Here is a 25,785-nt window from a genome sequence, read left to right on the forward strand (position 1 = left end):
CATGGCCGACGACCGTCCCGCGCCCACCTCGCCGCTGGGTCCGTTCAACGGCGCGAAGCCGCCGGCTCCGGCCTGGTTCGAGGCCGCCGTCGCCGTCGAGCCCGAACGCTCGCGCATCCCGGTCGAGGGGGCTCAGATCGAGCTGCTGACCTGGGGCGAGGTCGGCAAGCCGGGCCTGCTGTTCCTGCACGGCAACGGCGCCCACGCCGACTGGTGGAGCTTCATCGCCCCGTTCTTCGCGGCGGACCGGCGATGCGCCGCGATCTCGTGGTCGGGCATGGGCGGCTCGGACTGGCGGCCGGCCTATTCGGCCCAGTCCTTCGCGGCCGAGATCTTCGCGGCGGTCGAGGCGGCCGGGCTGGAGGCGGGCGGGACCAAGCCGATCCTGGTCGGCCACTCGTTCGGCGGCTTCCCGACCCTCTATTGCGGCGTCGAGCATGCCGATCGGCTGCGCGGGATCGTCATGGTCGACAGCAGCATCCAGCCGCCGGAGAAGCGCTGGCGCGGCCCGCCTCCGCGCCCCGACGCCGCCAACCGGGTCTATCCGACGCTGGAGGAGGCGCTGGCCCGCTTCCGGCTCGCGCCGCCGCAGGGCTGCGAGAACCTCTACATCGCCGACCACATCGCCCGCGGCTCGCTGAAGCAGGTCGAGGGCGGCTGGACCTGGAAGTTCGACCCGGCCATCTGGCAGCGGTTCTCGATGCCGGATCTGGGCCTGCTGCTGCCGCGCATCGCCTGCCCGGCGGCGGTGATGTGGGGCGAACGCTCGGCCCTGATGCGCGAGGAGACGCTGGACTACATGTTCGGCGAGATGCCCGACACTGTCCTGCGCGTCGCCATCCCCGACGCCGACCACCACGTGATGGTCGACCAGCCGCTGGCCTTCGTGGCGGGGCTGCGCGGGCTTCTGGCGGGGTGGGCTTAGAGGGGCGTCCTCGACGCCTCCAATAAATAGCACCGTCATTCCGGGCCTTGTGCCCGGAACCCCTGGCTCAGCCGACGGTGAAGCGCCTTGGCGCGCTGGCGCGCCACACCTCCGCACGCGCGGCGGCTAGAGGGGTTCCGGGCACAAGGCCCGGAATGACGGCTGAAAGGGGAGGGCCAGATGACATCCTCCCGACCGCCCGCTAAGTCCGTTTCATGAGCACCGCCCAGAAAGCCGGCCCCGTCCTCGTCTATGCCCCCGATCGGGGGATCGGCGACCTGATGTGGCACCTGCCGACCTTCCGGGCCATCGCCGCTCGGACGCCCGAGGGGCAGGTGGTGCTGGTCGCGCGGCCGTCGAGCCGGGCCGCCGAGGTGCTGGCCGTCGAGCCGTCGATCAGCCGCGTCGTCTTCGCCCGCCACTTCTCCGGATCGCTGAAGGGCGTGCGGGAGGTTCTCGACTTCTGGCGGATCTGCCGCGAGGTGAAACCCCGGTCCGTGTGGATCCTGGAGAAGATCGGCCGTCCCGCCCAGGCCGCCTGGCTGGCCGGGGTGCCCGAGCGGCGCGGGTTCGGCCTGGGTCACAAGAGCCAGGAGCAATGGCTGCAGGGGCCGTTCCTGCCCAAGGCCATGCGGCCGGACCATCGACTGGACAAGCTGGCGGCCTTCGAGGCCTTGCACGGCCTGAAGGTCGACAGCCGCGAGCCCGGTCTGCTGCTGGACCCCAAGGCCGTCGCCGCGGTCAAGGCGCGGTTCGGTGACCGGCCCGGTCCCTGGCTGGTGCTGGGCGTCGGGGCCAGCGAGCCGGCCCGCACCTGGCCCGCCGAGCGCTTCGCCGCCGTATCGACGGCTCTGGCCGATCTGTTCCCGACGGTGTTCTGGCTGGGCGGCCCCGGCGACGCTCCCCGCGTCAAGCCCGCGATCGACGCGCAACCCCTAGCCGGGCGCGACATCCTGGCTTGCGACCTGCCGCTGGACCAGGCCGCCGCCCTGATCGCCCTGTCGGCGGGGTTCCTGGGTAACGACTCGGGGCCGCTGAACGTCGCCGCCTCGGTCGGCCGCCCGGCCGTCGGCCTGATGGGCACCAGCCCCGTGCCGGCCTATTCGCGCTGGCTCTCGCGTCTCGACGGCGGGGAAGGGCGAATCGCCGATATTTCGGTCGACGAGGCCGTCTTGGCTGTTCGAACCCGTTTCACCGAAGAGGCCTGGGGCGCCCGCGACATCCCGACGGCTTGAGCCCGCGCCCCGCACGTTGTAAGCGGCGGGGCGTTTTTCAATTCCACCTAGGACACACACATGGCCGGCGACTATCAACGCGGTGAAATGGACATCCACGAACAGTCCGCGACCTTCGAAGCCTTTGGCAAGATGACCAAGTGGGGCTCGTTGGCCGTCGCCGTCCTGTTGCTGACCATCACCCTGTGGTTCTGCACCGCGGCCGGCTTCATCGGCGGCGTGATCCCGGGAATCGTGCTCGCGATCGTGGGCGTTGTGTTCCTGCGCGAAAAGCCCGCCTCCGCCCACTGACACCGGTGGACATCGGTATTTTTTTGCCCCTGACGCGAGCGTAAGGCTCGACATCGGGCAAGAACATCCCCTAGAGAGACGCGCAAGCTCGTCGGAGCAAGCAGCGTCCTTGGGAGGGGTATGCCGATGGCCGTTATCGCCGTCACGAAAGAGACCCGCGGTGGGGAGACCCGGGTCGCGGCCACGCCCGAGACCGTCAAGAAACTGGCCGCGGCCGGCTTCTCGGTTGTCGTGCAGGCCGGGGCGGGGATCGCGGCCTCGTATCCGGACGCCGACTACGAGGCGGCCGGGGCCAAGCTGGCCAAGACGGCGAAAGAGGCCCTGAAGGACGCCGACGTCCTGTTCAAGGTCCGCGCCCCCGAAGCCGCCGAGATCGCCGCCCTGAAGACGGGCGCGATCGTCGCGGCCGCGCTCAATCCGCACCAGGACAAGGACACGCTGAACGCCCTGGCCAAGGCCGGCGCCAGCGCCCTGGCCATGGAGTTCATCCCGCGCATCACCCGGGCCCAGGTGATGGACATGCTGTCCTCCCAGGCCAACCTGGCCGGCTACCGCGCCGTGATCGAGGCGGCCGAGGCCTATGGCAAGGCCCTGCCGATGATGATGACCGCCGCCGGCACGATCGCCGCGGCCAAGGTCTTCGTGATGGGCGTGGGCGTGGCCGGCCTGCAGGCCATCGCCACCGCCCGCCGTCTGGGCGCGGTGGTCACCGCCACCGACGTGCGTCCCGCCACCAAGGAGCAGGTCGAGTCGCTGGGCGCCAAGTTCCTGGCCGTCGAGGACGACGAGTTCAAGAACGCCCAGACCGCCGGCGGCTACGCCAAGGAAATGTCGAAGGAATACCAGGCCAAACAGGCCGAACTGGTCTCCTCGCACATCGCCAAGCAGGACATCGTCATCACCACGGCCCTGATCCCCGGCCGCCCGGCCCCCAAGCTGGTCTCGGCCGCCCAGGTGGCGTCGATGAAGCCCGGCTCGGTGCTGGTCGACCTGGCCATCGAGGCCGGCGGCAACGTCGAGGGCGCAAAGCTGGGCGAGGCGGCGGTCACCGCCAACGGCGTCAAGATCCTGGGCATCCCGAACCTGCCCGGCCGCATCGCCACCGACGCCTCGGCGCTGTACGCCCGCAACCTGTTCGCCCTGTCGAGCCTGTTCCTAAACAAGGAAGGCGCCTTCGCCCCCGACTTCGAGGACGAGATCCTCAAGGCGGCCCTGGTCACCCAGGGCGGCGCGGTGGTGCACCCGTCGCTGCTGGCCGGCTAACTCACTGCGTGAACACCTCGTCCTTCGACAAGCTCAGGATGAGGTGTTCAAGGAGAGGGCGGGATCATTCCGCCCTCATCCTGAGCTTGTCGAAGGACGAGGGCGGTCGCACCGCCTCAAAGAGGGACTAAGATGGAAGCCGTCGACCCCACCGTGTTCCGCCTGGCGATCTTCGTGCTCGCCATCTTCGTGGGCTACTACGTCGTCTGGAGCGTGACGCCCGCCCTGCACACCCCGCTGATGGCCGTGACCAACGCCATCTCGTCGGTGATCATCGTCGGCGCCCTGCTGGCGGCCGCCGCGCACGGCGCCAACGCCGACCTGGACGGCGGCACGGTCGCCGCCTCGACCTGGATCTCCAAGGGGGCCGGCGGCGTCGCCGCCGCCTTCGCCGCGGTCAACATCTTCGGCGGCTTCCTGGTCACCCAGCGCATGCTGGCCATGTACAAGAAGAAAGAGAAGAAATAGGCGCGAAGGCAGCGGGGGCCTTCGGGCATGTTCAGCGCCATCAAGCGCATGGCCAATCGGACCGACGCCCTGCGGCGCATCGCGCTGGAGCGGTGGTGGGACGAGCTGCGCGGATCGCCCCGGGCCCGAGAGCCCGGGCGGCTGATCGCCCATGGCCGCAAGACCTACAGCCAGAACGACGAGGACGGCATCGTCCTGGAGATCTTCAACCGCATCGGCGAGGGCGACCGGCGGTTCATCGAGTTCGGCGTCCAGGCCGGGGTGGAGTGCAACACCGCCCTGCTGCTGATGGCCGGCTGGAGCGGCCTGTGGCTGGACGGCTCGGACAAGTATGTCGAGGCCGCCAAGGGGCATCAGGCCGTGGCCGTGGAGCAGGGCCGGCTGACGGTGCAGAAGGCCTTCGTCACGTCCGAGAACATCGACGGCCTGCTGGGCCCCTGGGCCGGCGGGACCGCCGCCAAACCCGCGTCCATCGACCTGCTGTCGATCGACATCGACGGCAACGACTACTGGATCTGGGAGGCGATCACCGCCGTGCGGCCGCGCGTCGTGATCATCGAATACAACGCCGCCTATCCGCCGCCCGTCGCCTTCGTCGCCGCGTACAAGGCCGACCGGGTCTGGGACGGCGGCAACTATCACAGCGCCAGCCTGACCAGCCTGGAGGCCCTGGGCCGCGCCAAGGGCTACGCCCTGGTCGGCTGCAATCTCTCCGGCGCCAACGCCTTCTTCGTGCGCGAGGACGAACTGACCGGCGCCGACGGCCAGCCTCGCTTCGCCGCGCCTTACACGGCGGCCAACCACTACGAGCCGCCGCGCTACGACCTCTCCGGCCTGCCTTCGGGCCATCCGCCACGGTTCGGCGTCAACGCCGCGCCGACGCTTTCCTCGTCGCCGCTCTTGGGGGCCAAGACCTGACATGAACGCCAATCTCGCCGCCATCCTCTACATCGTCTCGGGGGTGCTCTTCATCCTGGCGCTGCGCGGGCTGTCCAGCCCGGTGACCAGCCAATCGGGCAACCGCAACGGCATGATCGGCATGGGCATCGCCGTGCTGACCACCCTGGCCACGCTCTGGAAACAGGGCGCGCTGGACCCCGTGACCATCGGCCTGATCCTGGGCGGGATCGCGGTCGGCGGCACGGTCGGGGCGGTGATCGCCCGCAAGGTGGCCATGACCTCGATGCCGCAACTGGTGGCGGCCTTCCACAGCCTGGTCGGCATGGCCGCTTGTCTGGTGGCGGTGGCGGCGATCTACACCCCGGCGGCCTACGGCATCGTCGGCCCCGACGGCCACGTGCACCTCAACAGCCTGATCGAGCTGTCGCTGGGCCTGGCCATCGGCGCGGTCACCTTCACCGGTTCGGTCATCGCCTTCGCCAAGCTGAACGGCAACATGGGCGGCGCGCCGATCCTGCTGCCGGCCCGCCACCTGCTGAACATCGTCATCGCCCTGGCCATCGTCGCCATGGTGGTGGTGCTGGTGATCTCCGGCGGCTCGGCGATCTGGGCGTTCTGGGCGATTTTCGCCCTGAGCCTGCTGATCGGCGTCACCCTGATCATCCCGATCGGCGGCGCCGACATGCCCGTCGTCGTGTCGATGCTGAACAGCTATTCGGGCTGGGCCGCGGCGGCCCTGGGCTTCACCCTGGAAAACACCACCCTGATCATCACCGGCGCCCTGGTCGGTTCGTCGGGCGCGATCCTGTCCTACATCATGTGCAAGGGCATGAACCGCAGCTTCATCTCGGTGATCCTGGGCGGCTTCGGCGCCGACGCCGCGGCGGCCGGCCCAGGCGGCAAGGTCGAGGCGCGTCCCGTCAAGCAGGGCTCGGCCGATGACGCGGCCTTCATCATGAAGAACGCCAGCAAGGTGATCATCGTCCCCGGCTACGGCATGGCCGTCTCCCAGGCCCAGCACATCCTGCGCGAAATGGCCGACAAGTTGAAGGAAGAGGGCGTGGAGGTGAAGTACGCCATCCACCCTGTCGCCGGCCGCATGCCGGGCCACATGAACGTGCTGCTGGCCGAAGCCAACGTCCCCTATGACGAGGTGTTCGAGCTGGAGGACATCAACAGCGAGTTCTCGACCGCCGACGTGGCCTTCGTGATCGGCGCCAACGACGTCACCAACCCGGCCGCCAAGACCGATCCGCAGAGCCCGATCTTCGGCATGCCGATCCTGGACGTCGAAAAGGCCCGCACCGTGCTGTTCCTCAAGCGCGGCATGTCCAGCGGCTATGCCGGCGTCGAGAACGAACTGTTCTTCCGCGACAACACCATGATGCTGTTCGGCGACGCCAAGAAGATGGTCGAGGGGATCGTGAAGGGGCTCTAGGGCCTCGATCCTTCGCCAAAAGAAGAGGCCCCGGACGTTCCCGTCCGGGGCCTTGCTTTTTCCGCGCCGCGCGCCGCGCGCCGCGCGCCGGCTAGGCGACCGCGCCGTCGGCTCGCAATTCGCCCGCCGCTTCCAGTTTCAAGCGCATATTGGTCGGATCGGCATCGTAGCCGTTTGGCCAGGTCGGCGTGCCCATCTCCAGGAACACCCGCGCGAAGAACGCCTCGTCCGCTAGGGGGCGAGCCATTTCGCCCTGAGATCGCAAGACATCGCTGAGGTCGATGACGCCGCTGCTGCCGTCGGAGAAAGTGACGTCCAGGCGATGGCCTGAGAGGGCCTTCACCTTGACCGCCTTGACGAGCTTGATGGTCATTCCTGATCCAATCCTGGGATCCTGAAAGTTGGCTGATCAGCATAAGCCCGATCCCAGTTTTCCGCCAACGCGGCCTGGTTCAGGGCGATCCAATCGCTGACGAGACGCGCCGTGGCGCGCGGCAGGCCGCCGGCGATCACCCGGCCCGTGCGGATGTCGAACAGCGCTTCCCGGCCCTGATGCTCCGCGTGAAGATGAGGTGGATTGTGATCCCGAAAATTAATCCGGATCACGATCCCGAAGAAGATGGAAATAATCGGCATGGTCCGTGCGACCTCTCTGGCGCGGCCGCGCGGCCCGAAACAATGTTCTTCATTTGTTCGCGCGATGCAAGTTGGAGCGTCGCCCAAAAGAAGAGGCCCCGGACGTTCCCGTCCGGGGCCTTTTGCTTGTCAGGGTCATGCGGCGGCTCAGCGGGTGGCGATGGCCAGCGGGGTGGAGCGGATGGCGACGCGCAGGCCTTGGCGTTGCGACTTGGACAGTTGCCGGGCCGCCTGTTCGCGGACGGCGACCTTGCAGCCGGCCATGGTGAAGTCCGTGCCTGGATTGGTGCGGGCCTTGGCGCTGCAGACCTGTTCGCCGGCGGCTTCGACGCGGGCGGCGAATTCGGCGGCCTGGGCGGGGTTGGAGAGGTTCAGGCCGACCAGGGAGATGGTGGCGGTCGGCTCGGCGGCGTGGGCGTTCTGCAGCAGGCCCAGGGCGGGCACGGCGGCCAGGGCGACGGTGGCCGCGGCGGTCAGACGGGTCATGAACTTACGCATCGAAGTCTTCCTTTCTGGAGGGCGCTCTCGCGCCGGTGGTTGATGGGGTTAGCGGCTGGCCACTTGCAGCGACGACGGGGCGGCCGAGCGGCGCAGGTCGGCGCGCTGGGCGGCGGTCAGCTGACGGCGGACGTCCAGGCGGATCTGGGCCAGGCAGTCGGCCTCGCGGATGTTCGAGCGGATCTCGCGGCCGATGACCTGGCGGCACAGCGCCTGGCCTTGGGTGTCGACGCGGGTCCTGAGGACGGCCGCCTGGGCCGGGTCGCTCAGGTTCAGGTCGCCGACCAGGATGCGGGCGGTGGGCTCGGCGGCGTGGGCGTTTTGCAGCAGGCCCAGGGCCGGCACGGCGGCCAGGGTGAAGGTGGCCACGGCGGTCAGGCTGGTCATGAACTTGCGCATTTGAGTTGTCCCTCTGTCTGGGCGCGTCCCTGCGCTCCATGTCCAAAGGTATACTCGCGACTTCTCGTGAATACTCGTTACGTCTCATTCATGACGTGTAATTAAAGAAGTGTACTGAAAGTAATGTTCTAAAATTCCTGTAATGTGGCAACCGGTCATCTGTCGCCTGACTATGGTCATGCTTGATCAATGGTTAAGCTGCGCCGCCTTTTCGCCTCATGGGCGCGGCATAGAGCCCGCCTTCATCATCCCGAAAGGTCGCCCGTGGGATGGGAACGCGCTTTGGCGCGGTCTCTTTGGGGCGACCGATCGTCTGTGAGGATCACTCTTGGCGTCACGAGTCCTGGCCGCAACCTCGTCTCCCTATTCGCGCGCCGCGTTCGCCGCCGTCGGCGGCGCGATCGTGATCTGGGGCATGATCAACGCCGTTTCGGCCGTCGGCGCGATGAACGCCGGCTTGCAGCCGCCCGCGCCGGCCCCGGTGGTCACGCCCGTCACGGCGCCCGAGCCGCCGCCCCCGCCGCCCCCCGCCTTCGTGTTCGACGCCCCGCTGCCGGGCCATGTCGTCAATTCGCCGTTCGGCCTACGCCAGATGCCGTGGGAAGAGAACGGCCGCCTGCACGAGGGCGTCGACATCGCCGCCCCGGCCGGCGCGCCCGTCCATGTCGCCACCGACGGCGTCATCATGCGCAGCGGCGTGTCGTCGACCTACGGCCGGTTTGTCGAGGTGGGCCACAAGGACGGCTTCCACACCTTCTACGCCCACCTGGGCCGCGACGCGGGCCTCAAGCGCGGGACCTTCGTCAAGCGCGGGACCACCGTGGCCTATGTGGGCAGCAGCGGCCGCTCGACCGGCTCGCACCTGCACTTCGAACTGCGCAACAAGGCCGGCAAGCCGCTGAACCCGGCGCTGTTCATGGGCAAGACCTTCGCCGAGAAGGATGACCTGCCGCTGAAGGCCGCCGCCAGGGTGGGCCGCAAGGTGCGCCTGGCCCAGGTCTCGCGCTGGCCCGAGGGCGTGAAAGCCCCGGGCAAGATGGCGGCGAACGGCGAGGGCGGGGTCACCCGCGTCAAGGGCGGCCGCGTCCGCGTGCGGATCAACGTCGTCGACGGTTAGAAAAACGCCGCGGATCTAGGAGGTGTTCTGTCACTCGACGGACACTGACGCTCGGCTAGAGTGGCCGCATGCTAAGACACGTCGGACGCGCCCTTGCCGGATTCGCTCTTCTCATCGTCTCATTCATCGCCGTGGGCGGCCTGATGTCGGCGGCGGGTCATCCCGTGCCGCGCGGGACGATGGTCGACATCGGCGAAGGGCGAAGCCTCCGCCTGGTCTGCGAGGGGCCGCGCGGCGACCGTCCGGTGGTCTGGCTGGAGGCGGGAGCCTTCGGCTTCGCCGCCGACTGGGGCGCCACCCAGGAGGCCCTGAGCGCCGCCGGCTGGCGGTCCTGCGCCTATGACCGGGCGGGCATGGGCTTCTCGCCGCCCGGCCCGGCGCCGCGCGACGGCCTGGCCATCGTCGCCGACTTCGAGAAGCTGGTCGCCGCCTCGGGCGAGCCGGGACCGTTCATCCTGGTCGGCCACTCGATGGCCGGCCTGCGCCTGCGCCAGTACGCCGGACGCAATCCGGACAAGGTGGCGGGTCTGGTCCTGGTCGACGCCGCGACGGCGGACGCCTCGGAAACCGAAGCGTTCAAGCCTTTCATCCGGGTCTTCACCACGGCGTCGCGCTGGGCGGCGCGCGGGGCTTCGATCGGGCTCTACAAGCCGCTGGTCTATACCAGCCTGGGCGACAAGATCGGTCTGCCGCCGGCCGCCAAGGCCGAGAAGCGCTGGGCCTTCGCCAACGGTCCCCACAACCGCACCGCCGCCGCCGAGGTGGCCGCGTGGTCCCAGTCGGCGGAGCAGGCCGTCGCCGTGCCCGCCTATGACCCGAACTGGCCGGTGGCGGTGGTCACGGCGGGACCGGTCAAGGGGCGCGAAAAGCGCAAGGCGATGCAGGCCGCGCCGGCCGAGCGCTCCAGGCGCGGCTATGTCGACCACGTCGAGGCCGCGTCCCACACGCGACTGCTGGGGGAGACGTTCGCCGGGCATATCGTCAGGGCGGTGGAGTTCGTGGCGGGCGTTTAGGCGGCTAACACTTGCCCCCTACGGGCCTTCGGCCCTCTTCCCCCAGAGGGGGAAGAGGAGTCCGCGCTTTCGTCCTCCCGCCCCCTATGGGGGCGGACAGACGGCGAAGCCGTCAGGTGGGGGCAAGCGGGTGAGCCACCACCCATCCAGACAAAACAAAGCCCGCGTGGATCGCTCCACGCGGGCTTGGTGTTTCCGAAATCTCGGAAAGCGTCGCTTAACGCGCGCCGACCGGCTTCTTCGGCATCGGCAGCAGGCCTTCGCGCTGAGCGCGCTTGCGGGCCAGCTTGCGGGCGCGGCGGACAGCTTCGGCCTTTTGACGGGCGCGCTTTTCCGACGGCTTTTCATAGTGCACGTGCCGCTTCATTTCGCGGAACGAGCCTTCGCGTTGCATCTTCTTCTTCAGGGCCTTGAGGGCCTGATCGACGTTGTTGTCGCGGACGAAAATCTGGACCAGGGGTCTCTCTCCATTCGACGGCCCGACCATCTTCCCGAGTCCCTCTCAGGGGCCGGGCGGGCGAACAAAACCTGATAAGCCCGGAAAGGGATCTCCCGGGCGACGAGGGGCGGCTGATAGCAGAGGCGGGGGCCTCTGTCCATGGCGACGCGGCCTAAACTCCCGTGTAGACTCGGATTCATGAGCGACAAAACCGCCGATGCCTCTCGAGACCCGGGCGATTGGGCCGACACGACCGAGCAACGGGTGCTGGACGAGGCCCTGCGCCTGGCCCCGCGCCTGGGATGGAACCCCGGGATGGCCCGCGCCGCCGCGGTGGCCGCGGGGCTCAACGCCGGCGAGGCGCAACTGCTGTTGCCGCAAGGCCCGCGCGACCTGGCCGCCCTGCTGTCGCGCCGCCACGACAAGGCCGCCCTGGCGTCTCTGAAGGCCCTGGATCCGCCCCCGATCAAGATTCGCGACAAGATCCGAGCCGGTGTGGTCGCCCGCCTGGACGCCGCCCAACGCGACGCCGAGGCCCTGCGCAAGCTGGCGGCCTTCCTGGCCTTCCCGACCAACATGCCGCTGGCCCTGACCCTGATCTGGGAAAGCGCCGACGTCCTGTGGCGCTGGGCCGGCGATACGGCGACCGATGAGAATCACTATTCCAAGCGGGCGATCCTGTCGGGGATCCTGGTCTCGACCCTGGCCGTTGACATGGCCTCGGGCCGCGAGTCGGCGCTCAAGCACCTGGACGGCCGCATCGACAACGTCATGGCCTTCGAGAAGTGGAAGGCCGGGATCAAGCCGATGAACCTGGCGGCGGAGGTGGCCGCGGCGCTGGCGCGGATGCGGTACGGGCGGTCCTAGGGGTTCCCCAAAGCCCGGTCCACCGCAGCCATCGCGTGCAGCGTCGTGGTGTCGAACACCGGCACGGGGCTGTCCTTCTCTCCGATCAGCAGCATGATCTCGGTGCAGCCCAGGATGATCCCCTGCGCTCCACGCGCGACCAGCCGCGCGATCACGTCGCGATAGACCTCGCGCGAGGCGTCCAGCACCTGGCCGGTCACCAGCTCACGATAGATGATCCCATGCACCGCCGCGCGGTCCCGCGCCTCCGGGATCAGCACCTCCAGGCCGAATTTCGCCTCCAGCCGGCCGCGATAGAATTCCTGCTCCATGGTGAAGGCCGTGCCCAGCAGGCCGACCCGGGTGAGACCCGCCGCCTGGATCGCCGCCGCCGTCGGGTCGGCGATGTGCAACAGGGGGATCTTCACCGCCGCGTCGATGGCCCAGGCGCAGCGGTGCATGGTGTTGGTGCACAGGACCAGAAAGTCGGCCCCGCCCTTCTGCAGCGCCTTGGCGGCGGTGACCAGCTCTCCGGCCAGGGCGTCCCAGTCGCCGGCGTGCTGCAGGGCCTCGATCCGGGCGAAATCGAACGACCACATCAGGGTTCGGGCCGAGGCCACGCCGCCGACCCGGTCGCGGACCCCTTCGTTGATTAGCCGATAGTACTGGGCCGAGCTTTCCCAGCTCATGCCGCCGATCAGGCCTATCAGTGCTTGCTCGGCCATGCAGGACTCCGGGAAGGGCGTCACACCGACGGCGCTCTTTCCGCTAAGCTTAGATACGAAGCCTCGAAAGACAAACGCCCGGGAGACGCCGCCATGGAGACCGTGATCCACAATCCCACCGACGGGATCTACGCCGCCACCGACGACTATGTGCATGCCCTGGAAGTGCGTGATCCGGCCCGCATGCTGTTCGTCGCCGGGACGATGGGGCTGGACGCCCAGGGCGTGGCCGGGACCAGCCTGGAGCGGCAGCTGGAGCTGGTCTGGTCCAACCTGCGGACCATCCTGGCCAGCGCCGGCATGACCGTCGACAACATCGTGCGCCTGACCAGCTACCTGCGCGATCCGGCCTATGTCGAGGCCAACGGCGCGGCCCGGGTGGCGGCCCTGGGCGACCGGCGCATCCCGACCACGGCGATTATCGTCCAGACCCTGGCCGACGACTGGCTGATCGAGCTTGAGATCATCGCCATGGCGTGAGGGCTGGAGCGAAAACCTCGTCCTTCGACGGGCTCAGGATGAGGTTTTCTACTGTCACGGCCTGCACAATGGTCCTCATCCTGAGCTTGTCGAAGGACGACGACCAAGCACGATGCTTGAATGTCGACAGGCCTAGTCCTGCGGCGCGCCCGGTCGCCGCTGGCAAACATGCCAGAGCACGCCGCACGGATCGTAGACATAGGCCACGCGCAGGCCCCACGGCTGCATCGCCGGAGGCTTGGCCGGCTGGACGCCGAACCGGCCCGGCAGGTCCAGCGCCTGGATGTGCGCCCACCAGGCGTCCAGGTCGTCGACCATCAGCTGCATCATGAAGTTCTCGGCCCAGGTCTTCTCGTAATAGCGCTGCAGGATGAAGGCGCTGGCGCCCAGGCCGAAGATCGCCACCTCGCCGTCGAGCAGCGTCTTGAAACCCAGGGCCTGGTAGAACGCCTTGCTGACCGCGAAGTCCTTGGCCGGAAGGAAAGGACGCATCGCCTCCGCGCCGTCGGGAACCGCCATGCCGATTGTCTCCGCCCATTTCGGGTGCGGGGAGGCTGCTCCGGCGAGGTGACGGTGGCAAGAGCCCGCGCTTCCTCCATGAGGCCACACCCGATAGCTTGACCTTGAAAGGCTGAGTTCCCGCCCTTGGCCATTCGATTTCCGGACCAGGCGGCTGCCGGGGTGAAAAGTCAATTTCGCGCACCATCCACGATAGCAGGCGTTGGATCGAGGCCGCCGCGGGCATGGCGATGCTCGGCGGAGGCGCCGCGGTCCTTGGGCTGTGGACGGAGTTCGCGGTCCTGGCAGTGTTTGGCCTGCTCACGGTCGCCTTGGCGATGATCGCGATCCTTCTCCATCGCCGTTACGGCGATCAGCCCCTGCGAAGCCATGCGGCGCGCTCAAGCCGGGTGCGCGCGGAACTCGCCTCCTGGAGCGCGGCCCTGCCGCTCTCCGTGATCCTCGTCGCCCTGGCCTTCCAACCCTCGATCGAGCGGACCAGCCTGGTGTCGGGCAAGCCGATAGAGGTCAGATCGGCGTCCGGTCTGGTCATCATGCCGGATGGACGAAGCTTTCGGTTCACATGCGGAACGAGCGGGCATCGGCGCTACGACTGCCCGGCTTTGGCCAAATGGCGAGCGCTGCCCCGCTGGCCGGAGCCCCAGCATGTCGAGATGGAGGTCTTTGGCAGCCGAATCTACAATTTGCGCATGGACGGCGAGCTCATCGTCGACCGGAAAATCGACAACAGCGACAAGGGGTCGAGGGTTGCGATGGCGCTCGCGGGCGTCGCTCTCGCCGTCGCCGCGATCCGGGCGATCTGGCGTCGAGCCCGACAACTGACCAAGCTCCGGCCCTCCGGAAGGCCTCGCCGCGCCTAGTCCTTCAGTCCCCGCAGCCGGTTGACGTGCCCCATCTTCCGCCCCGGCCGAGCTTCGCCCTTGCCGTAGAGGTGGACGCGGGTCTCGGGCTCGGCGGCCAGCTTGGCCCAGGCCTCGACCTCGGGGCCCAGCAGGTTGGTCATCTCGACATGGGCGCGCGGGGCGGTGGGGCCCAGGGGCCAGCCGGCGACGGCGCGGATGTGCTGCTCGAACTGGTCGACCTCGCAGCCGTCCTGGGTCCAGTGGCCGGTGTTATGCACCCGGGGCGCGAACTCGTTGACCAGCAGCTTGCCGCCGGCCAGCTCGAACAGCTCCACCCCGATCACCCCGACATAACCCAGAGCGGTCAGGATCTTGGCGACGATGGCCTCGGCCTGGTCGCGGGTGGCGGCGCCGACGACGGCCGGCGCGCTGGTGCGGCGCAGGACGCCGCCCTCGTGGTGGTTGTCCGACAGCGGGTAGCAGGCGATCTCGCCGTCGCGGCCGCGGGCGGCGATCACCGACAGCTCGCGCACGAAGTCGGCGGGGGCCTCGAGGATGGCGGGCTGGCCGGCGATCTTGGCGAAGGCGGCGGCGGCGTCGGCCGGCCGCTGGATCCAGGCCTGGCCCTTGCCGTCATAGCCTTCACGGCGGGTCTTCAGCAGCGATGGGGCGCCGATCTTGGCGACGGCGGCGGCCAGGCCCTGGGCATCGTCGACGGCGGCGAAGGCCACGGTCGGCACGCCGATCTCGGCCAGGAAGCTCTTTTCGACGACCCGGTCCTGGGCGGCGGCCAGGGCCTTGGCGCCGGGCGCGACCAGCACGCCCTGGGCGGTCAGCTCGGCGACCGTGGCGGCCGGCACGTTCTCGAACTCGTAGGTGACGACGTGACAGACCTCGGCCAGGCGGCGGAGCGCCCAGCGGTCGTCATAGGGGGCGACGATCTGGCGCGAGGCCACGCGGCCGGCGGGGCTGTTCTCCTCCGGGTCGAGGATCACCACGTCGAAGCCCAGGCGGGCGGCGGCCAGGGCCAGCATGCGGCCCAGCTGTCCCCCGCCGAGGATGCCGATCGTGGAGCCGGGGGGCAAAGGAAAGACGGGCGGAGCGGAGGCCATCAGTCTTCAACGCTCTCGACGACGCTGTCGGTCTGCTGCGCCCGGAAGGCCGCCAGGCGCTGAGCCAGGCCGGCGTCCGAGAGCGCCAGGATCTGGGCGGCCAGCAGACCGGCGTTCCGGGCGCCCGCCTCGCCGATCGCCAGGGTGGCCACGGGGATCCCGCCCGGCATCTGGACGATGGACAGCAGGGAATCCAGACCGTTCAGGGCCTTGGACTGCACCGGCACGCCCAGCACCGGCAGGATGGTCATCGAGGCGACCATGCCCGGCAGGTGCGCCGCGCCGCCGGCTCCGGCGATGATCACCTTGTGGCCGGCGGCCTGGGCCCCCGTCGAAAACTCGACCAGGCGCTGGGGCGTGCGATGGGCGGAAACCACCTTGGCCTCGTAGGCCACGCCCAGGGCGTCGAGCGCGTCGGCCGCCTTCTTCATGGTCGGCCAGTCCGAGCGGCTGCCCATGACAATGACCACTTTGGGGGCGACGGGTGGCGTGGCGGTGGGCATCGGCGACGATTTCCCCAGAAAGCGGCGGTGGAGCGACCCTAGGGTTCTTAGGGCGCTCCGTGACCTGACGGCCGTGAATCGCGGGCCTTATAGCCGCTGGCGCCCAGGCTCCAAAGCCCGTTCTCACCCAAAGGTCCCGGCGAAAACCACAGCCGATCCCGACAGATAGTCCGCCGCCGCGACGCTGCGACACATGGTCGTCGCCATTGTCATGGTTAATGAAAGAACGCAGAAATACTGAAGCTTCACCACAAGTGATTCTCCGAGTGGCGTCCGTCATCCCATGAAGATCACCAGCGTTCGCACCGAATCCTTCTCCGCGATCCGTCGCCGGGCGCTGACCGAGGCCGCCGGGCCGGCGGTGGCGCGGGCCGTGGTCGCCGCCGATACGGCCGGGTTCCTGGGGCTGTCGGAAGCCGACCTGACCCCGCAGGTGCAGGCGGCCCTGAAGACCCTGATGGTCGAGATCGACGATCTGCGCAACGAGGTCGCCCGACTGAAGTTCAAGCTGGGCGAGGCTCAAGGCCTGGCCGACATGGACGTGCTGGCCCCGGTGCTGAACCGCCGGGCCTTCCTGCGCGAGATCAAGCGGGTCGCCGCCTTCGCCCAGCGCTACGGCTCGCCCGCCAGCCTGGTGTTCTTCGACCTGGACGGCTTCAAGGCCGTCAACGACCGCTTCGGCCACGCGGCCGGCGACGAGGCCCTGAAGGCCGTCGCCCAGCGCCTGCAGGCCAATGTCCGCGAGAGCGACGTGGTGGGCCGGATCGGCGGCGACGAGTTCGCCGTGCTGCTGGTCCAGGCCGACCAGCAGACCGCCACCTCCAAGGCCGAGACCCTGGCCGCCGCCGTCTGCGGCATGCCGGTGCAGTTGGGCGAATGGTCGGCGCCGCTGCGCCTCTCCTGGGGCGTGCGCGAGATCGAGGCGGGCGCCGACCCGGAAGTCGCCCTGGCCGAGGCCGACGCGGCGATGTTCCTCAAGAAACGCGTGCGCAAGGAAGCATAGTTCAGCCGGACGATGCTGTTTCGTTCGCCGAGCCTGACTATATCTGGCCTTCCCGTCGATCAGGAGGCTCGCTCATGTCCAAGTCGCACCGCTACGCCACGACCCTGACCTGGACGGGCGACACCGGCGAGGGCACGGCCAACTACCGGTCCTATGAGCGCGCCTACGAGATCGCCGCGGAGGGCAAGCCGGTGCTGCTCGGCTCGTCCGATCCCAGTTTCCGGGGCGATCCGGCCCGCTGGAACCCCGAGGAGCTGCTGCTGGCCTCGATCAGTTCGTGCCACCAGCTGTGGTACCTGCACCTGTGCGCCGTGAACGGCGTGGTCGTCACCGCCTATCGCGACGAAGCCAACGCGGTGATGGTCGAGGATGAGACCGGCGGCGGCCGCTTCGAGAGCGCCACCCTGCGGCCCCACGTGACGATCGCGGCCGGCTCCGACCCGGCCAAGGCCATGGCCCTGCACCACGAGGCCAACGCCAAGTGTTTCGTGGCCAACTCGCTGAACTTCCCGGTGGGGCACGAGGCGACGGTGACGGTCGCGGGCCGAGCCTAGGCGATGATGTCCGGCATCAGCTGATCCTCCAGCCGCACGATCTCGTCCTTCAGGGCCAGCTTGCGGCGCTTGAGGCGGGCGATCTGCAGCATGTCGGGCAGGGGGCGTTCCTCGAGGGCCGCGACCGCGTCGCCGAGGTCCTGGTGTTCCTCGCGCAATGTCGCCAGGCGCCGCTCGAGGGCGATGTCGCTGTCGTCTGAAGCGTCGTCGTCGTTCATGGACGCCCCTGCTGTCGTGCCCCGATGATCCCCATGGGGGCGGTGATAGATAGCAAAGCCTGACAGTGGGTAAAGGGTATCACGAAAGGGCGTCGGAAAGGGCGCGCAGAGCGGTCTCGCGCGGTGGATCGCCTGACGCCCGGGCGGCCTCCAGCAGGGCGTCGAACACGTCCAGCTTCGCGCCCGGTTCGCCGCTGAGGGCCTCCAGGCTTTCCATCAGCACCTTCTCGCCGTGCAGCTCGACCCCCTTCACGGCGTTGCGGAAATCCTCGCGCGGGCCGTCCTCGATCCCCGGCCAGGCCGGCTTGACCGTCCGGCGGATGGCCCGCAAGGGCGAGCCGACCTCGGCGTCCCAGCGCTTGACCAGCCGGGCGGCTTCCAGGACGTCGGCGGCGCGGCCCTCGCTGGCCCGCCAGGCGGCCCACAGCAGATAGGGCACGTTCTGGCCGTGTCCGTCCTGCAGCGACAGGCACGCCCGTGCGACAGACGGTCGCGCATAGACCTCCAGGGCCCACTGCCAAAGCCGCATCTTCGTTAACCCCTCGGCCTCTTCAGGCTTCACCAGTGATCGTCGCCAGGTCCTCGCCCCAACGTTTGACCGGCCGCCAGGACAGGCCGAACAGGTCGAACGCGCGGCCCACCGACTGGTCGACCATCTCGGCGATCGACTGCGGCTTGGCATAGAACGCGGGAAGCGGCGGAGCGATCACCGCGCCCATTTCGGCCAGCTTGGTCAGGGTGCGCAGATGGCCCAGGTGCAGCGGCGTCTCGCGGACCATCAGCACCAGCGGGCGGCGCTCCTTCAGCGTCACGTCCGCGGCGCGGGTCAGCAGCGAAGCCGTTACGCCCGTGGCGATTTCGCTCATGGTGCGCACCGAGCAGGGCGCGACGATCATGCCCAGCGTGCGATACGACCCTGAGGCGATCGCCGCCCCGATGTCGCCCACGCGATGGACGACGTCCGCCTTCTCATTGACCTCCCCGACGGAAAATCCGGTCTCCTGCGATAGGGTCAGGATGGCGGATTTCGACAGGACCAGATGGCTTTCGACGCCCAGTGCACGACAGGCGTCCAGCGCCCGCAGGCCGTAGACAACCCCTGACGCGCCAGAGATTCCGACGACAAGACGAGGCTTTTCCGGCGAGGCCAGCGGGTCCGACATGGTGAATTTTCGTCCGTCTTGGGAGCAAGCTGCGCCAGGTCAAGCGCCGCCGACTGCAATCATATGTGATCTGACAGCTTCGAACAGCGGGTGTTGACTTCGACCTTCCACCAGCAAGGAGCCGACAGCCATGGCCATCGAATCCCGTATCCGCGAGCTTGGGTCCCGTCACGAGAACCTCGACCGCACGATCCAGGAGGAGACCCGTCGTCCCGTCAGTGACACCACCCTGCTCAGGGAGTTGAAGCGGCAGAAGCTCAGGCTCAAGGAGGAAATCGAAGGCCTTAGGGCGCGACTTCATTAGCCCCCTCCAAAGTCCCGCGTCGTGAGACGGCGGTGACGGATCGAGGAGGCCGAAAACAGAAAGGCCCGCTCCGTTCAGACGGGGCGGGCCTTTTGATTCGGACGGGGACAGGCGCATGTGTCTGTCCCCGATCGCTGATCAGTCCTCGTCGTCTTCTTCGTCGTCGGCCACATAGGTCGACTTGCCGAACACGTCCTCGGCCTTGGGCTCGATGCGGCCCTTGCGGATCGCGGCCTCTTCCTCGTCGTGGTCGTCCGGCAGGATGCTGGTTTCCGAGGCCGGACGCAGGGTCGGGTCTTCCGGCAGGATGCCCTTCTTCAGGTCGTCCTTGGCCTTCTTCTCGGCGGCCTTCTTGACCAGGGCGTCCAGTTCCAGCTGGCCGACCAGGCCCAGGGTCACCGGATCGACCGGCTTGATGTTGGCCGCGTTCCAGTGGGTGCGGGCGCGGACCTGCTCGATGGTCGACTTGGTGGTGCCCAACAGCTTGGAGATCTGCGCGTCGGTCACCTCGGGGTGGTGGCGCAGGAACCAGGCGATGGCGTCCGGGCGATCCTGGCGGCGCGACACGGGGGTGTAGCGCGGGGCCTTCTTCTGCGGCTTCAGCAGCTCGGCGTGGCGGCTGACCTGGGCCTTCATGCGGTAGGCGTCGTTGGCCTGGGCCTTGTCCAGTTCTTCGCGGGTCAGCTGGCCGTTGCCCATCGGATCGGCGCCGCGGATGTCGCGCGCCACTTCGCCGTCGGCGATGCCGCTGACTTCCAGCGGGTGCAGACCGCAGAAGTCGGCGATCTGTTCAAAGGTGAGCGACGTGTTTTCCACGAGCCAGACGGCGGTCGCCTTGGGCATCAGGATGTCGGCCATGAGGGGCTCCAGAAATGACGGCGCCCGACCTTGCGGCCGGGCGGGATGTTCAGTCTGGACCTATAATGCGGTTCTCGAAGAAAGGGAACGGGGATCAACCATTCCCCAGATTCAGCGGCATGTGGCGGTTTGGCGCGGGGATTTCCCGAAGGCCGTCGAGGCGCCGGCGTCGGGCCGCGCCGCGCAGCGCGACCAGCCCGCCGCCGCCCACCCCGGTGAGCAGGGCGACGCCCAGCGCGATCGGCGAGGTGTCCAGCCCTTCGCCGCGCATGTCGAACATGTACAGCATGAAGGGCGGCACGAGCACCGACCAGGCCAGCCACTCGATCCAGGGCTCGGATTTGCGCAGCTCGATCCAGATCATCGCGATCAGGAAGATCACCGCCAGCACGCCGAGCTCCACGTGATGCGGATTGGCGAGGATCAGGCGCAGTCCTTTCAGGCTTCCATTCAGGCTCATGGAGGTCCCCCGGGGTTCGACGCGCGATCCTAACCCAGGGTTGTCGCGCGCCAAGCCGGTGCGCGCGGCCGGCGAAGCTTTCAATCAACGAGCGAAATCAGCTTGTCGGCGTCGGCCGGCGCGGCGCTCTTCACGTCGTTGTCGAAATAGTTGAACACCGTCCCGCCCTCGGCGCGCCAGCCGTCGACCTGCTTGGCCCAGGCCGTCAGCTCGGCGTCGGAATACCGTCCGTGATAGCGCCCGCCCGGGCCGTGGCCGCGCACATAGGCGAAGTCGGCGGTGGTCAGCCAGGGCGAGGGGGCGTCGTGGTGGTCGGAGACGCAGAAGGCGACGCCGTGGTCGCGCAGGATGTCGAAGACCGCGTCCTCGTACCAACTGGCGTGGCGGAATTCGACGGTGACGCGCTGGCCTTTCGGCAGCCATCCGAGGAACCGCTTCAGCCGCTCGTCGTCGCGGTGAAGCATCGGCGGCAATTGCACCAGGGCGGGACCGGCCTTGTCGCCCAGCGGCTTCATCCGGCCGAACACCAGGTCGACGCTGTCGCGGCAATCCTTCAGCTTCTTATTGTGGGTGATGTAGCGCGAGACCTTCCAGGCGAAGCAGAAGCCGGCGGGAACCTGTTCGGCCCAGGCGGCGACGGCCTTCTCGGTGGGCAGGCGATAGAAGCTGCCGTTGATCTCGGTCGTGTCGAACCGGCTGGCGTAATAGCGCAGCCGGTCCTTCAGCTTGACCGTCTCGGGATAGAACGGTCCCTTCCAGTCGTCATAGGTCCAGCCGGAACAGCCGATGCGGGGGCGAGGATGGCGCATGCGGGACCAACGCCGTCGGTCCCGCGCGGGTTCTCGCGATCAGGCCAGCAACACCACCTTGCCCACGTGCTCGCCCGCCTCCAGGTGGGCGTGGGCCTTGGCGGCTTCCTCCAGGGGGAAAGTGGCGTCGATCACCGGCTTGAGTTTGCCCGCGGCGATCCACGGCCAGACCACGCGCTCGATCTCGGCGGCCAGGCGGGCCTTCTCGTCGGCCGAACGGGGGCGCAGGGTCGAGCCGGTGATCACCGCGCGCTTCTGCATGATCTTCATCACCGGAACCTCCAGCATCGGCCCGGCCAGGGCGGCGATGTAGACGATGCGGCCGCCGGTGTTCAGGGCGTCGAGGTTCTTGTCGAAATAGCTGGCCCCGACCATGTCGAGCACCACGTCGACCCCGCCGGCCGCCTTGGCGACGGCGGCGAAGTCCTCGGTCTTGGCGTCGACGGCGATGTCGGCGCCCAGGACCAGGGCCTGGGCCTTCTTGTCGGCCCCGCGGCCCGTGGCGATCACTCGCGCGCCGTGCGCCTTGGCCATGGCGATCGCCGTTGTCCCGATACCGGACGTCCCACCATGAATCAGAAGCGTTTCACCAAGCTTGAGCGCACCATGTTCGAACACATTGGCGAACACCGTGAACACGGTCTCGGGCAGGGCCGCGGCATGGGCGAAGTCGAAACCGTCTGGAATCGGCAGGGCGTGGCGGGCGTCGACCACGGCGTATTGGGCGTAGCCGCCGCCGCCCAGCAGGGCGCAGACCTTGTCGCCGGCCTTCCAGCGTCCAGATCCGACCACGACCTCGCCTGCGACCTCCAGCCCCAGGGTGGTCGGCGCGCCGGGCGGGGGCGGGTAGAAGCCCAGGCGCTGCAACAGGTCCGGACGGTTCACGCCGGCCGCCCGCACGCGGATCAGGATCTGGCCGGGGCCCGGCTCGGGGCGGTCCACGATCACCGGACGGAGCGCGTCGGCCGTCCCCTTGCCGCCCTCGATGGCGATGGCGGTCATGGTCTCGGACATGGTGGAACATCCCGTGAGGCTTGCGTCGGGCCCTTGGTAGGCGTCAGATGCCGGATCGAAAAGGGGTCGAGCAAAGGAGACCGATCCGATGATGGAAGAGCCGGTCGAGCCGCGCGCTTTCCGCGGCGACGCGCTGAACGCCACCACACATGAGGATCTGGACACCTACGGGGTGGCCGAGCTGGAAGAACGCATCGAGGCGCTGGAAGCGGAGATCGCCCGCACCCGCGCCCAGCTCACCAAGAAAAAGGCGGGACGCGACGCGGCCAATGCGATCTTTGGTCGCCTGGACTAACGATCGGTTTACGCTACAGGCGGACTCTCGGGCCCGCCTGACTCGGAATATCGGCCTTCGGTCGAGCTTGGGGGAGGGGCGGTCGCGAAACGGGACGACGACGTCTGGCACGGGGGTTGCAGTCCCCCTGTCTGGCGAGACGGTCTCGCGGCCTTTCGAAGGGGCATTGAGTAGCTATGACCGAGTTGAACGTGGCCGCGCCCCCCTGGCGTGCTGGCGTGATCCAGGATTTCGCTCGCTCCGAGCTGTTTGACCGGACGTTCGAGGAGGGCATGACGCTGGTCGAGGAGACCGCCGCCTATCTCGACGGGGCCGGCCGCCACGACAGCAAGATTCTCTCGCGCAACGCCGCCCTGGCCTACGCCAGCGAAAGCATGCGCCTGACCACGCGCCTGATGCAGGTGGCCTCGTGGCTGCTGGTCCAGCGCGCGGTCAAGGAAGGCGAGATGGAGGCCCAGGCGGCCTGCGCCGAGAACTATCGCCTCGGCCTGGAGAGCGGCGAGCCCGCTCCCGTCGAGGACCTGCCCTTCGGTCTGGTCAACCTGCTGCAGCGTTCCGAGCGGCTCTATGAGCGCGTCCGCCACCTGGACAAGCGCATGTACGTCGAAGCCGCCGCCGCCGAGGAAGCCCCGCGCCCGGTCCAGGCCCACTTCGACCGTCTCAGCGCGGCGTTCGGCGCGGCTTAGGCGCCTCTTCCCCCTCTGGGGGAAGAGGACCGCGTAGCGGTCCGTAGGGGGCAAGCGTTAGCCACGGTGTCGCTAACCGTTGTCCGCCTTGCCGCTTCCCACTTGCCCCCACCTGGCGGCTTCGCCGCCTGTCCGCCCCCTTAGGGGGCGGAGGACACCCAAAACAAAAAAGGCCGGCCCGCTAACGCGGAACCGGCCTTTCGTCGCCCTTACGGCGAGAAGCGTGAAACGCTTACTTCTTGGCGGTGAAGCCGGCGAACTTCGCGTTGAAGCGCGAGACGCGGCCGCCGCGGTCCATCATCTGGGCGTTGCCGCCGGTCCAGGCCGGGTGCACGCGCGGATCGATGTCCAGCGCCAGGGTCGCGCCTTCTTTCCCGTAGGTCGAACGGGTCTGATAGGACGTGCCGTCGGTCATGGTGACGGTGATGAAGTGGTAGTCGGGGTGAATGTCTTGTTTCATCGGGCGATCCAACCGACTTGAGGCGGCGTGTAATGTGGGCGGGCGCCAAACCTTGCGGGTGGCTCTCGGAGACGCGCGGCTATAAAGAAAGCGCGCGAATTTGGCAAGGGACAGTTGATGAGTGACGTGAACGCGGGCGAGATTTCGGCCGAGGGCAGGCCGGGCGCGGGCGCGGAGCTGGTCCAGACCCTGGCCGAGGCGGCCGACCGCCGTCCTCGCCGCAAGGACATCCGTCCCCTGGCCCATCTGCTGCCCTTCGTGCGCCGCCACGTGGGCGACGCGCTGGCCGCCGGCTTCTTCCTGCTGTTCTCGACCGGCGCCACCCTGGGCCTGACGGGGGCGTTCAAGGGCGTCATCGACAAGGGCTTCACCAAGGGCTCGGGCGACGCGATCAACAGCGCCTTCATCGGCCTGGCGGCGGTGGCGCTGCTGCTGGCCGTGGCCACGGCCTGCCGATTCTTCTTCGTCACCCGGCTGGGCGAGCGCGTGGTCGCCGACCTGCGGCGTGCGCTGTATGGCCACACCCTGAAGCTGGACCCGGCCTTCTTCCTCAAGACCCGCACCGGCGAGGTGCTGTCGCGGATGACGACCGACATCACCATCATCGAGCAACTGGTGGGAACCAGCAGCTCGGTCGCCCTGCGCAACACCCTCAGCCTGATCGGCGGACTGGGCTACATGGCCGTGGTCAGCCCCAAGCTGGCGGGCTTCATCGTGCTGATGGTGCCGGTGATCCTGGCGCCGATCTTCCTGCTGGGCCGCAACGTGCGAAAGCTGTCGGTCAGCGCCCAGGACAAGTTCGCCGACGCGGTCGGCTACGCCGGCGAGAGTCTGGACGCCCTGGACACCGTCCAGGCCTTCGGCCGCGAGAGCGCGGCCGACAATCGGTTCGGCGGCGCCGTCGAGACCGCCTACAAGGCCTCGGTCAAGCGCATCAACGCCCGGGCGGCCATGACCGCGGTGGTCATGGCCCTGGCGTTCGGCGGCGTCACCCTGCTGCTGTGGGTCGGCGCCCACCTGGTGCTGTCGGGCGAGATGACGGCCGGCACCCTGGCCCAGTTCGCCCTGCTGGCGATCTTCGCCGCCGGCTCGGTCGGGGCCCTGGGCGAGGTCTGGGGCGACGTCCAGAAGGCGGCCGGCGCCATGGAGCGGATCTCCGACCTGCTCAATTCCGAGCCCGGCATCGCCGCGCCCGCGAAGCCCCAGACCCTGCCGGTCCCGGCCCGGGGCGCCATCGCCTTCGAGGGCGTGACCTTCGCTTATCCCGGCCGCCCGGACCTGCCGGCCCTGAGGGGCTTCGACCTGGTGGTGAAGCCCGGCGAGACCGTGGCCCTGGTCGGACCCTCGGGGGCGGGCAAGAGCACCGTCCTGCGGCTGCTGCTGCGCTTCTACGACCCGCAGACGGGCGTGGTGCGGCTAGACGGCGTCGACCTGCGGGCGGCCGATCCCGCCCAGGTTCGCGACCGCATGGCCCTGGTCGCCCAGGACTCGCCGCTGTTCTCCGGATCGGCCCTGGACAACATCCGCTTCGGCCGCGAGGACGCCACCGAGGCGCAGGCCCGCGCCGCCGCCGACGCGGCCCAGGCCACGCCTTTCATCAACGCCCTGCCGCAAGGCTTCGACACCCCGGTCGGCGAGCGGGCCAAGACCCTGTCCGGCGGTCAGCGCCAGCGCCTGGCCATCGCCCGGGCGCTGGTGCGCAACGCGCCGATCCTGCTGCTCGACGAGGCCACCAGCGCTCTGGACGCCGAGAACGAGCGCCTGGTCCAGAAGGCCCTGCACGACGCCATGAGCCAGCGCACGACGCTGGTCATCGCCCACCGCCTGGCCACCGTGCTCAAGGCCGACCGCATCGTGGTCATGGAGGACGGCCGGGTGGTCGAGCAAGGCACCCACGCCGAGCTTTCGGCCCAGGGCGGGCTGTATGCGAAGTTGGCCCGGCTGCAGTTCGGGGTGGAGGCCGCCTAGGCCTGCACCGCCGCCTTGGTTGCGGCGGGCAGGGCGGCGCCCAGTCCTTCCTCGCGACGGATGATGTCGATGTGCTCCAGTTGCAGCCGCAGGTCCTGGATGGCCTGGGTGTCGGGCATGCCCTGGCTTTCGGCCCAGGCGACGACGGCGGCCAGGGCCTCGCCGATCCGGCCCAGTTGGCGGCCGTAGCTGCCGACCTCGCCGAGCACGCGGGTCTCGACGCCAGGCGCGCCGGAGGTTCCCAGGTTGATGGTGAACAGGCTGGCGTTGCCGAAGGTCCAGGACCACGGATTGATCGTCTGGGTCAGCTGACTGGGGGCGAGGGCGAGCTTGAAGTCGGGCAT

The 25,785-nt window shown here is 68.7% G+C and carries 36 protein-coding genes; 18 read left to right on the forward strand and 18 right to left on the reverse strand.

The window, feature by feature from the left end:
- The first annotated feature begins 1 nt into the window (after nucleotide 1).
- From ASD38_RS16370 to ASD38_RS16400, 7 genes are all read left to right on the forward strand, one after another.
- A complete protein-coding gene (locus ASD38_RS16370) occupies nucleotides 2-925 on the forward strand; it encodes an alpha/beta fold hydrolase (protein ID WP_056461620.1) in 924 nt (307 codons plus the stop codon).
- A gap of 215 nt (nucleotides 926-1,140) precedes the next feature.
- Nucleotides 1,141-2,160 (forward strand): glycosyltransferase family 9 protein, encoded by a 1,020-nt coding sequence (locus tag ASD38_RS16375; protein ID WP_056461623.1) that lies wholly within the window; start codon nucleotides 1,141-1,143, stop codon nucleotides 2,158-2,160.
- Between the two features lie 60 nt (nucleotides 2,161-2,220).
- On the forward strand, nucleotides 2,221-2,451 hold the full coding sequence (locus tag ASD38_RS16380) for an aa3-type cytochrome c oxidase subunit IV (protein ID WP_056439128.1): 231 nt from the start codon (nucleotides 2,221-2,223) through the stop codon (nucleotides 2,449-2,451).
- Nucleotides 2,452-2,571: 120 nt separating this feature from the next.
- Nucleotides 2,572-3,714 (forward strand): Re/Si-specific NAD(P)(+) transhydrogenase subunit alpha, encoded by a 1,143-nt coding sequence (locus ASD38_RS16385; protein WP_162252143.1) that lies wholly within the window; start codon nucleotides 2,572-2,574, stop codon nucleotides 3,712-3,714.
- Between the two features lie 132 nt (nucleotides 3,715-3,846).
- Nucleotides 3,847-4,182 carry an NAD(P) transhydrogenase subunit alpha gene (locus tag ASD38_RS16390; protein WP_056439131.1) on the forward strand — a complete coding sequence of 112 codons (336 nt, stop codon included), beginning with the start codon at nucleotides 3,847-3,849 and terminating at the stop codon, nucleotides 4,180-4,182.
- Between the two features lie 27 nt (nucleotides 4,183-4,209).
- Entirely contained in the window at nucleotides 4,210-5,100 is an 891-nt protein-coding gene (locus ASD38_RS16395) for a hypothetical protein (RefSeq protein WP_056461626.1), read from the forward strand.
- A 1-nt stretch (nucleotide 5,101) separates the two neighbouring features.
- The gene (locus ASD38_RS16400; protein ID WP_056461630.1) at nucleotides 5,102-6,520 is read left to right on the forward strand and encodes an NAD(P)(+) transhydrogenase (Re/Si-specific) subunit beta; all 1,419 of its coding nucleotides are present in this window, start codon (nucleotides 5,102-5,104) and stop codon (nucleotides 6,518-6,520) included.
- Between the two features lie 91 nt (nucleotides 6,521-6,611).
- Here the strand turns inward: ASD38_RS16400 and ASD38_RS16405 are convergent, their stop codons facing one another.
- The 4 genes from ASD38_RS16405 to ASD38_RS16420 form a co-directional block, all read right to left on the reverse strand.
- Nucleotides 6,612-6,893 (reverse strand): DUF2442 domain-containing protein, encoded by a 282-nt coding sequence (locus ASD38_RS16405; RefSeq protein WP_056439140.1) that lies wholly within the window; start codon nucleotides 6,891-6,893, stop codon nucleotides 6,612-6,614.
- Nucleotides 6,890-7,156 carry a DUF4160 domain-containing protein gene (locus tag ASD38_RS16410; protein WP_056439143.1) on the reverse strand — a complete coding sequence of 89 codons (267 nt, stop codon included), beginning with the start codon at nucleotides 7,154-7,156 and terminating at the stop codon, nucleotides 6,890-6,892. The genes ASD38_RS16405 and ASD38_RS16410 overlap by 4 nt, the downstream gene beginning before the upstream one ends.
- A 147-nt stretch (nucleotides 7,157-7,303) precedes the next feature.
- On the reverse strand, nucleotides 7,304-7,654 hold the full coding sequence (locus ASD38_RS16415; RefSeq protein WP_056439146.1) for a UrcA family protein: 351 nt from the start codon (nucleotides 7,652-7,654) through the stop codon (nucleotides 7,304-7,306).
- 48 nt (nucleotides 7,655-7,702) lie between these two features.
- Nucleotides 7,703-8,053, reverse strand: coding sequence for a UrcA family protein (locus ASD38_RS16420; RefSeq protein WP_056439149.1), 351 nt, complete (start codon nucleotides 8,051-8,053; stop codon nucleotides 7,703-7,705).
- 328 nt (nucleotides 8,054-8,381) lie between these two features.
- On the opposite strand from ASD38_RS16420, the gene ASD38_RS16425 reads away from it, so the two are divergent.
- Together ASD38_RS16425 and ASD38_RS16430 are read left to right on the forward strand one after the other, a co-directional pair.
- Nucleotides 8,382-9,170, forward strand: coding sequence for a M23 family metallopeptidase (locus tag ASD38_RS16425; RefSeq protein ID WP_056439152.1), 789 nt, complete (start codon nucleotides 8,382-8,384; stop codon nucleotides 9,168-9,170).
- A gap of 68 nt (nucleotides 9,171-9,238) precedes the next feature.
- Complete coding sequence (locus tag ASD38_RS16430; protein ID WP_056461633.1) at nucleotides 9,239-10,183, forward strand: alpha/beta fold hydrolase; 945 nt, start codon at nucleotides 9,239-9,241, stop codon at nucleotides 10,181-10,183.
- Between the two features lie 217 nt (nucleotides 10,184-10,400).
- On the opposite strand, the gene rpsU is transcribed toward ASD38_RS16430, so the two are convergent.
- Nucleotides 10,401-10,640, reverse strand: coding sequence for a 30S ribosomal protein S21 (gene rpsU / locus ASD38_RS16435; RefSeq protein WP_155856916.1), 240 nt, complete (start codon nucleotides 10,638-10,640; stop codon nucleotides 10,401-10,403).
- 180 nt (nucleotides 10,641-10,820) lie between these two features.
- On the opposite strand from rpsU, the gene ASD38_RS16440 reads away from it, so the two are divergent.
- Nucleotides 10,821-11,489, forward strand: coding sequence for a COQ9 family protein (locus tag ASD38_RS16440; protein ID WP_056439160.1), 669 nt, complete (start codon nucleotides 10,821-10,823; stop codon nucleotides 11,487-11,489).
- On the opposite strand, the gene ASD38_RS16445 is transcribed toward ASD38_RS16440, so the two are convergent.
- A complete protein-coding gene (locus ASD38_RS16445; RefSeq protein WP_056461638.1) occupies nucleotides 11,486-12,193 on the reverse strand; it encodes an aspartate/glutamate racemase family protein in 708 nt (235 codons plus the stop codon). The two genes, ASD38_RS16440 and ASD38_RS16445, sit on opposite strands and share 4 nt — an antisense overlap.
- 93 nt (nucleotides 12,194-12,286) lie before the next feature.
- Here ASD38_RS16445 and ASD38_RS16450 point away from each other — a divergent pair, with 93 nt between their 5' ends.
- Nucleotides 12,287-12,673, forward strand: a complete 387-nt coding sequence (locus ASD38_RS16450) for a RidA family protein (protein ID WP_056461641.1) — start codon at nucleotides 12,287-12,289, stop codon at nucleotides 12,671-12,673.
- Nucleotides 12,674-12,805: 132 nt separating this feature from the next.
- Here ASD38_RS16450 and ASD38_RS16455 read toward each other — a convergent pair whose 3' ends face one another.
- On the reverse strand, nucleotides 12,806-13,192 hold the full coding sequence (locus tag ASD38_RS16455) for a VOC family protein (protein ID WP_200941408.1): 387 nt from the start codon (nucleotides 13,190-13,192) through the stop codon (nucleotides 12,806-12,808).
- 224 nt (nucleotides 13,193-13,416) lie between these two features.
- On the opposite strand from ASD38_RS16455, the gene ASD38_RS16460 reads away from it, so the two are divergent.
- A complete protein-coding gene (locus ASD38_RS16460; RefSeq protein WP_056439169.1) occupies nucleotides 13,417-14,052 on the forward strand; it encodes a hypothetical protein in 636 nt (211 codons plus the stop codon).
- Here the strand turns inward: ASD38_RS16460 and ASD38_RS16465 are convergent.
- Together ASD38_RS16465 and purE are read right to left on the reverse strand one after the other, a co-directional pair.
- The gene (locus tag ASD38_RS16465; RefSeq protein WP_056461644.1) at nucleotides 14,049-15,146 is read right to left on the reverse strand and encodes a 5-(carboxyamino)imidazole ribonucleotide synthase; all 1,098 of its coding nucleotides are present in this window, start codon (nucleotides 15,144-15,146) and stop codon (nucleotides 14,049-14,051) included. The two genes, ASD38_RS16460 and ASD38_RS16465, sit on opposite strands and share 4 nt — an antisense overlap.
- Nucleotides 15,146-15,649 (reverse strand): 5-(carboxyamino)imidazole ribonucleotide mutase, encoded by a 504-nt coding sequence (gene purE, locus ASD38_RS16470; RefSeq protein WP_056461646.1) that lies wholly within the window; start codon nucleotides 15,647-15,649, stop codon nucleotides 15,146-15,148. The genes ASD38_RS16465 and purE overlap by 1 nt, the downstream gene beginning before the upstream one ends.
- Nucleotides 15,650-15,932: 283 nt before the next feature.
- On the opposite strand from purE, the gene ASD38_RS16475 reads away from it, so the two are divergent.
- Nucleotides 15,933-16,652 carry a GGDEF domain-containing protein gene (locus ASD38_RS16475; RefSeq protein WP_056439177.1) on the forward strand — a complete coding sequence of 240 codons (720 nt, stop codon included), beginning with the start codon at nucleotides 15,933-15,935 and terminating at the stop codon, nucleotides 16,650-16,652.
- 74 nt (nucleotides 16,653-16,726) lie between these two features.
- The gene (locus ASD38_RS16480; RefSeq protein WP_056461649.1) at nucleotides 16,727-17,206 is read left to right on the forward strand and encodes an OsmC family protein; all 480 of its coding nucleotides are present in this window, start codon (nucleotides 16,727-16,729) and stop codon (nucleotides 17,204-17,206) included.
- Here ASD38_RS16480 and ASD38_RS16485 read toward each other — a convergent pair.
- The 3 genes from ASD38_RS16485 to ASD38_RS16495 form a co-directional block, all read right to left on the reverse strand.
- Nucleotides 17,203-17,424 (reverse strand): YdcH family protein, encoded by a 222-nt coding sequence (locus tag ASD38_RS16485; protein ID WP_056439183.1) that lies wholly within the window; start codon nucleotides 17,422-17,424, stop codon nucleotides 17,203-17,205. The two genes, ASD38_RS16480 and ASD38_RS16485, sit on opposite strands and share 4 nt — an antisense overlap.
- Nucleotides 17,425-17,503: 79 nt before the next feature.
- Nucleotides 17,504-17,953 (reverse strand): TIGR02444 family protein, encoded by a 450-nt coding sequence (locus ASD38_RS16490; protein WP_056461652.1) that lies wholly within the window; start codon nucleotides 17,951-17,953, stop codon nucleotides 17,504-17,506.
- Between the two features lie 22 nt (nucleotides 17,954-17,975).
- A complete protein-coding gene (locus ASD38_RS16495) occupies nucleotides 17,976-18,587 on the reverse strand; it encodes a UbiX family flavin prenyltransferase (protein ID WP_056439189.1) in 612 nt (203 codons plus the stop codon).
- Between the two features lie 130 nt (nucleotides 18,588-18,717).
- Here ASD38_RS16495 and ASD38_RS16500 point away from each other — a divergent pair, with 130 nt between their 5' ends.
- On the forward strand, nucleotides 18,718-18,891 hold the full coding sequence (locus tag ASD38_RS16500) for a YdcH family protein (RefSeq protein ID WP_035072566.1): 174 nt from the start codon (nucleotides 18,718-18,720) through the stop codon (nucleotides 18,889-18,891).
- Between the two features lie 138 nt (nucleotides 18,892-19,029).
- Here the strand turns inward: ASD38_RS16500 and ASD38_RS16505 are convergent, their stop codons facing one another.
- The 4 genes from ASD38_RS16505 to ASD38_RS16520 form a co-directional block, all read right to left on the reverse strand.
- The gene (locus ASD38_RS16505) at nucleotides 19,030-19,749 is read right to left on the reverse strand and encodes a DUF1013 domain-containing protein (RefSeq protein ID WP_056439192.1); all 720 of its coding nucleotides are present in this window, start codon (nucleotides 19,747-19,749) and stop codon (nucleotides 19,030-19,032) included.
- 94 nt (nucleotides 19,750-19,843) lie between these two features.
- Entirely contained in the window at nucleotides 19,844-20,209 is a 366-nt protein-coding gene (locus ASD38_RS16510; RefSeq protein WP_056439195.1) for a hypothetical protein, read from the reverse strand.
- Nucleotides 20,210-20,289: 80 nt separating this feature from the next.
- Entirely contained in the window at nucleotides 20,290-21,018 is a 729-nt protein-coding gene (locus ASD38_RS16515) for a DUF72 domain-containing protein (protein ID WP_056461655.1), read from the reverse strand.
- A gap of 39 nt (nucleotides 21,019-21,057) precedes the next feature.
- Nucleotides 21,058-22,032 carry an NAD(P)H-quinone oxidoreductase gene (locus tag ASD38_RS16520; protein WP_056461658.1) on the reverse strand — a complete coding sequence of 325 codons (975 nt, stop codon included), beginning with the start codon at nucleotides 22,030-22,032 and terminating at the stop codon, nucleotides 21,058-21,060.
- 88 nt (nucleotides 22,033-22,120) lie between these two features.
- Between ASD38_RS16520 and ASD38_RS16525 the strand changes: the two genes are divergently transcribed.
- Complete coding sequence (locus tag ASD38_RS16525; protein ID WP_056439204.1) at nucleotides 22,121-22,327, forward strand: DUF1192 domain-containing protein; 207 nt, start codon at nucleotides 22,121-22,123, stop codon at nucleotides 22,325-22,327.
- Nucleotides 22,328-22,503: 176 nt separating this feature from the next.
- Nucleotides 22,504-23,013, forward strand: a complete 510-nt coding sequence (rcdA, locus tag ASD38_RS16530) for a protease adaptor protein RcdA (protein WP_056461661.1) — start codon at nucleotides 22,504-22,506, stop codon at nucleotides 23,011-23,013.
- 232 nt (nucleotides 23,014-23,245) lie between these two features.
- Here the strand turns inward: rcdA and rpmE are convergent, their stop codons facing one another.
- Nucleotides 23,246-23,473 (reverse strand): 50S ribosomal protein L31, encoded by a 228-nt coding sequence (gene rpmE / locus ASD38_RS16535; RefSeq protein WP_056439210.1) that lies wholly within the window; start codon nucleotides 23,471-23,473, stop codon nucleotides 23,246-23,248.
- 114 nt (nucleotides 23,474-23,587) lie between these two features.
- Here rpmE and ASD38_RS16540 point away from each other — a divergent pair, with 114 nt between their 5' ends.
- Nucleotides 23,588-25,441, forward strand: coding sequence for an ABC transporter transmembrane domain-containing protein (locus ASD38_RS16540; RefSeq protein WP_162252144.1), 1,854 nt, complete (start codon nucleotides 23,588-23,590; stop codon nucleotides 25,439-25,441).
- Here ASD38_RS16540 and ASD38_RS16545 read toward each other — a convergent pair.
- The gene (locus tag ASD38_RS16545; protein WP_056439217.1) at nucleotides 25,438-25,785 is read right to left on the reverse strand and encodes a hypothetical protein; all 348 of its coding nucleotides are present in this window, start codon (nucleotides 25,783-25,785) and stop codon (nucleotides 25,438-25,440) included. The genes ASD38_RS16540 and ASD38_RS16545 overlap by 4 nt on opposite strands.

Source organism: Caulobacter sp. Root487D2Y, assembly GCF_001427165.1.
GTDB lineage: Bacteria > Pseudomonadota > Alphaproteobacteria > Caulobacterales > Caulobacteraceae > Caulobacter.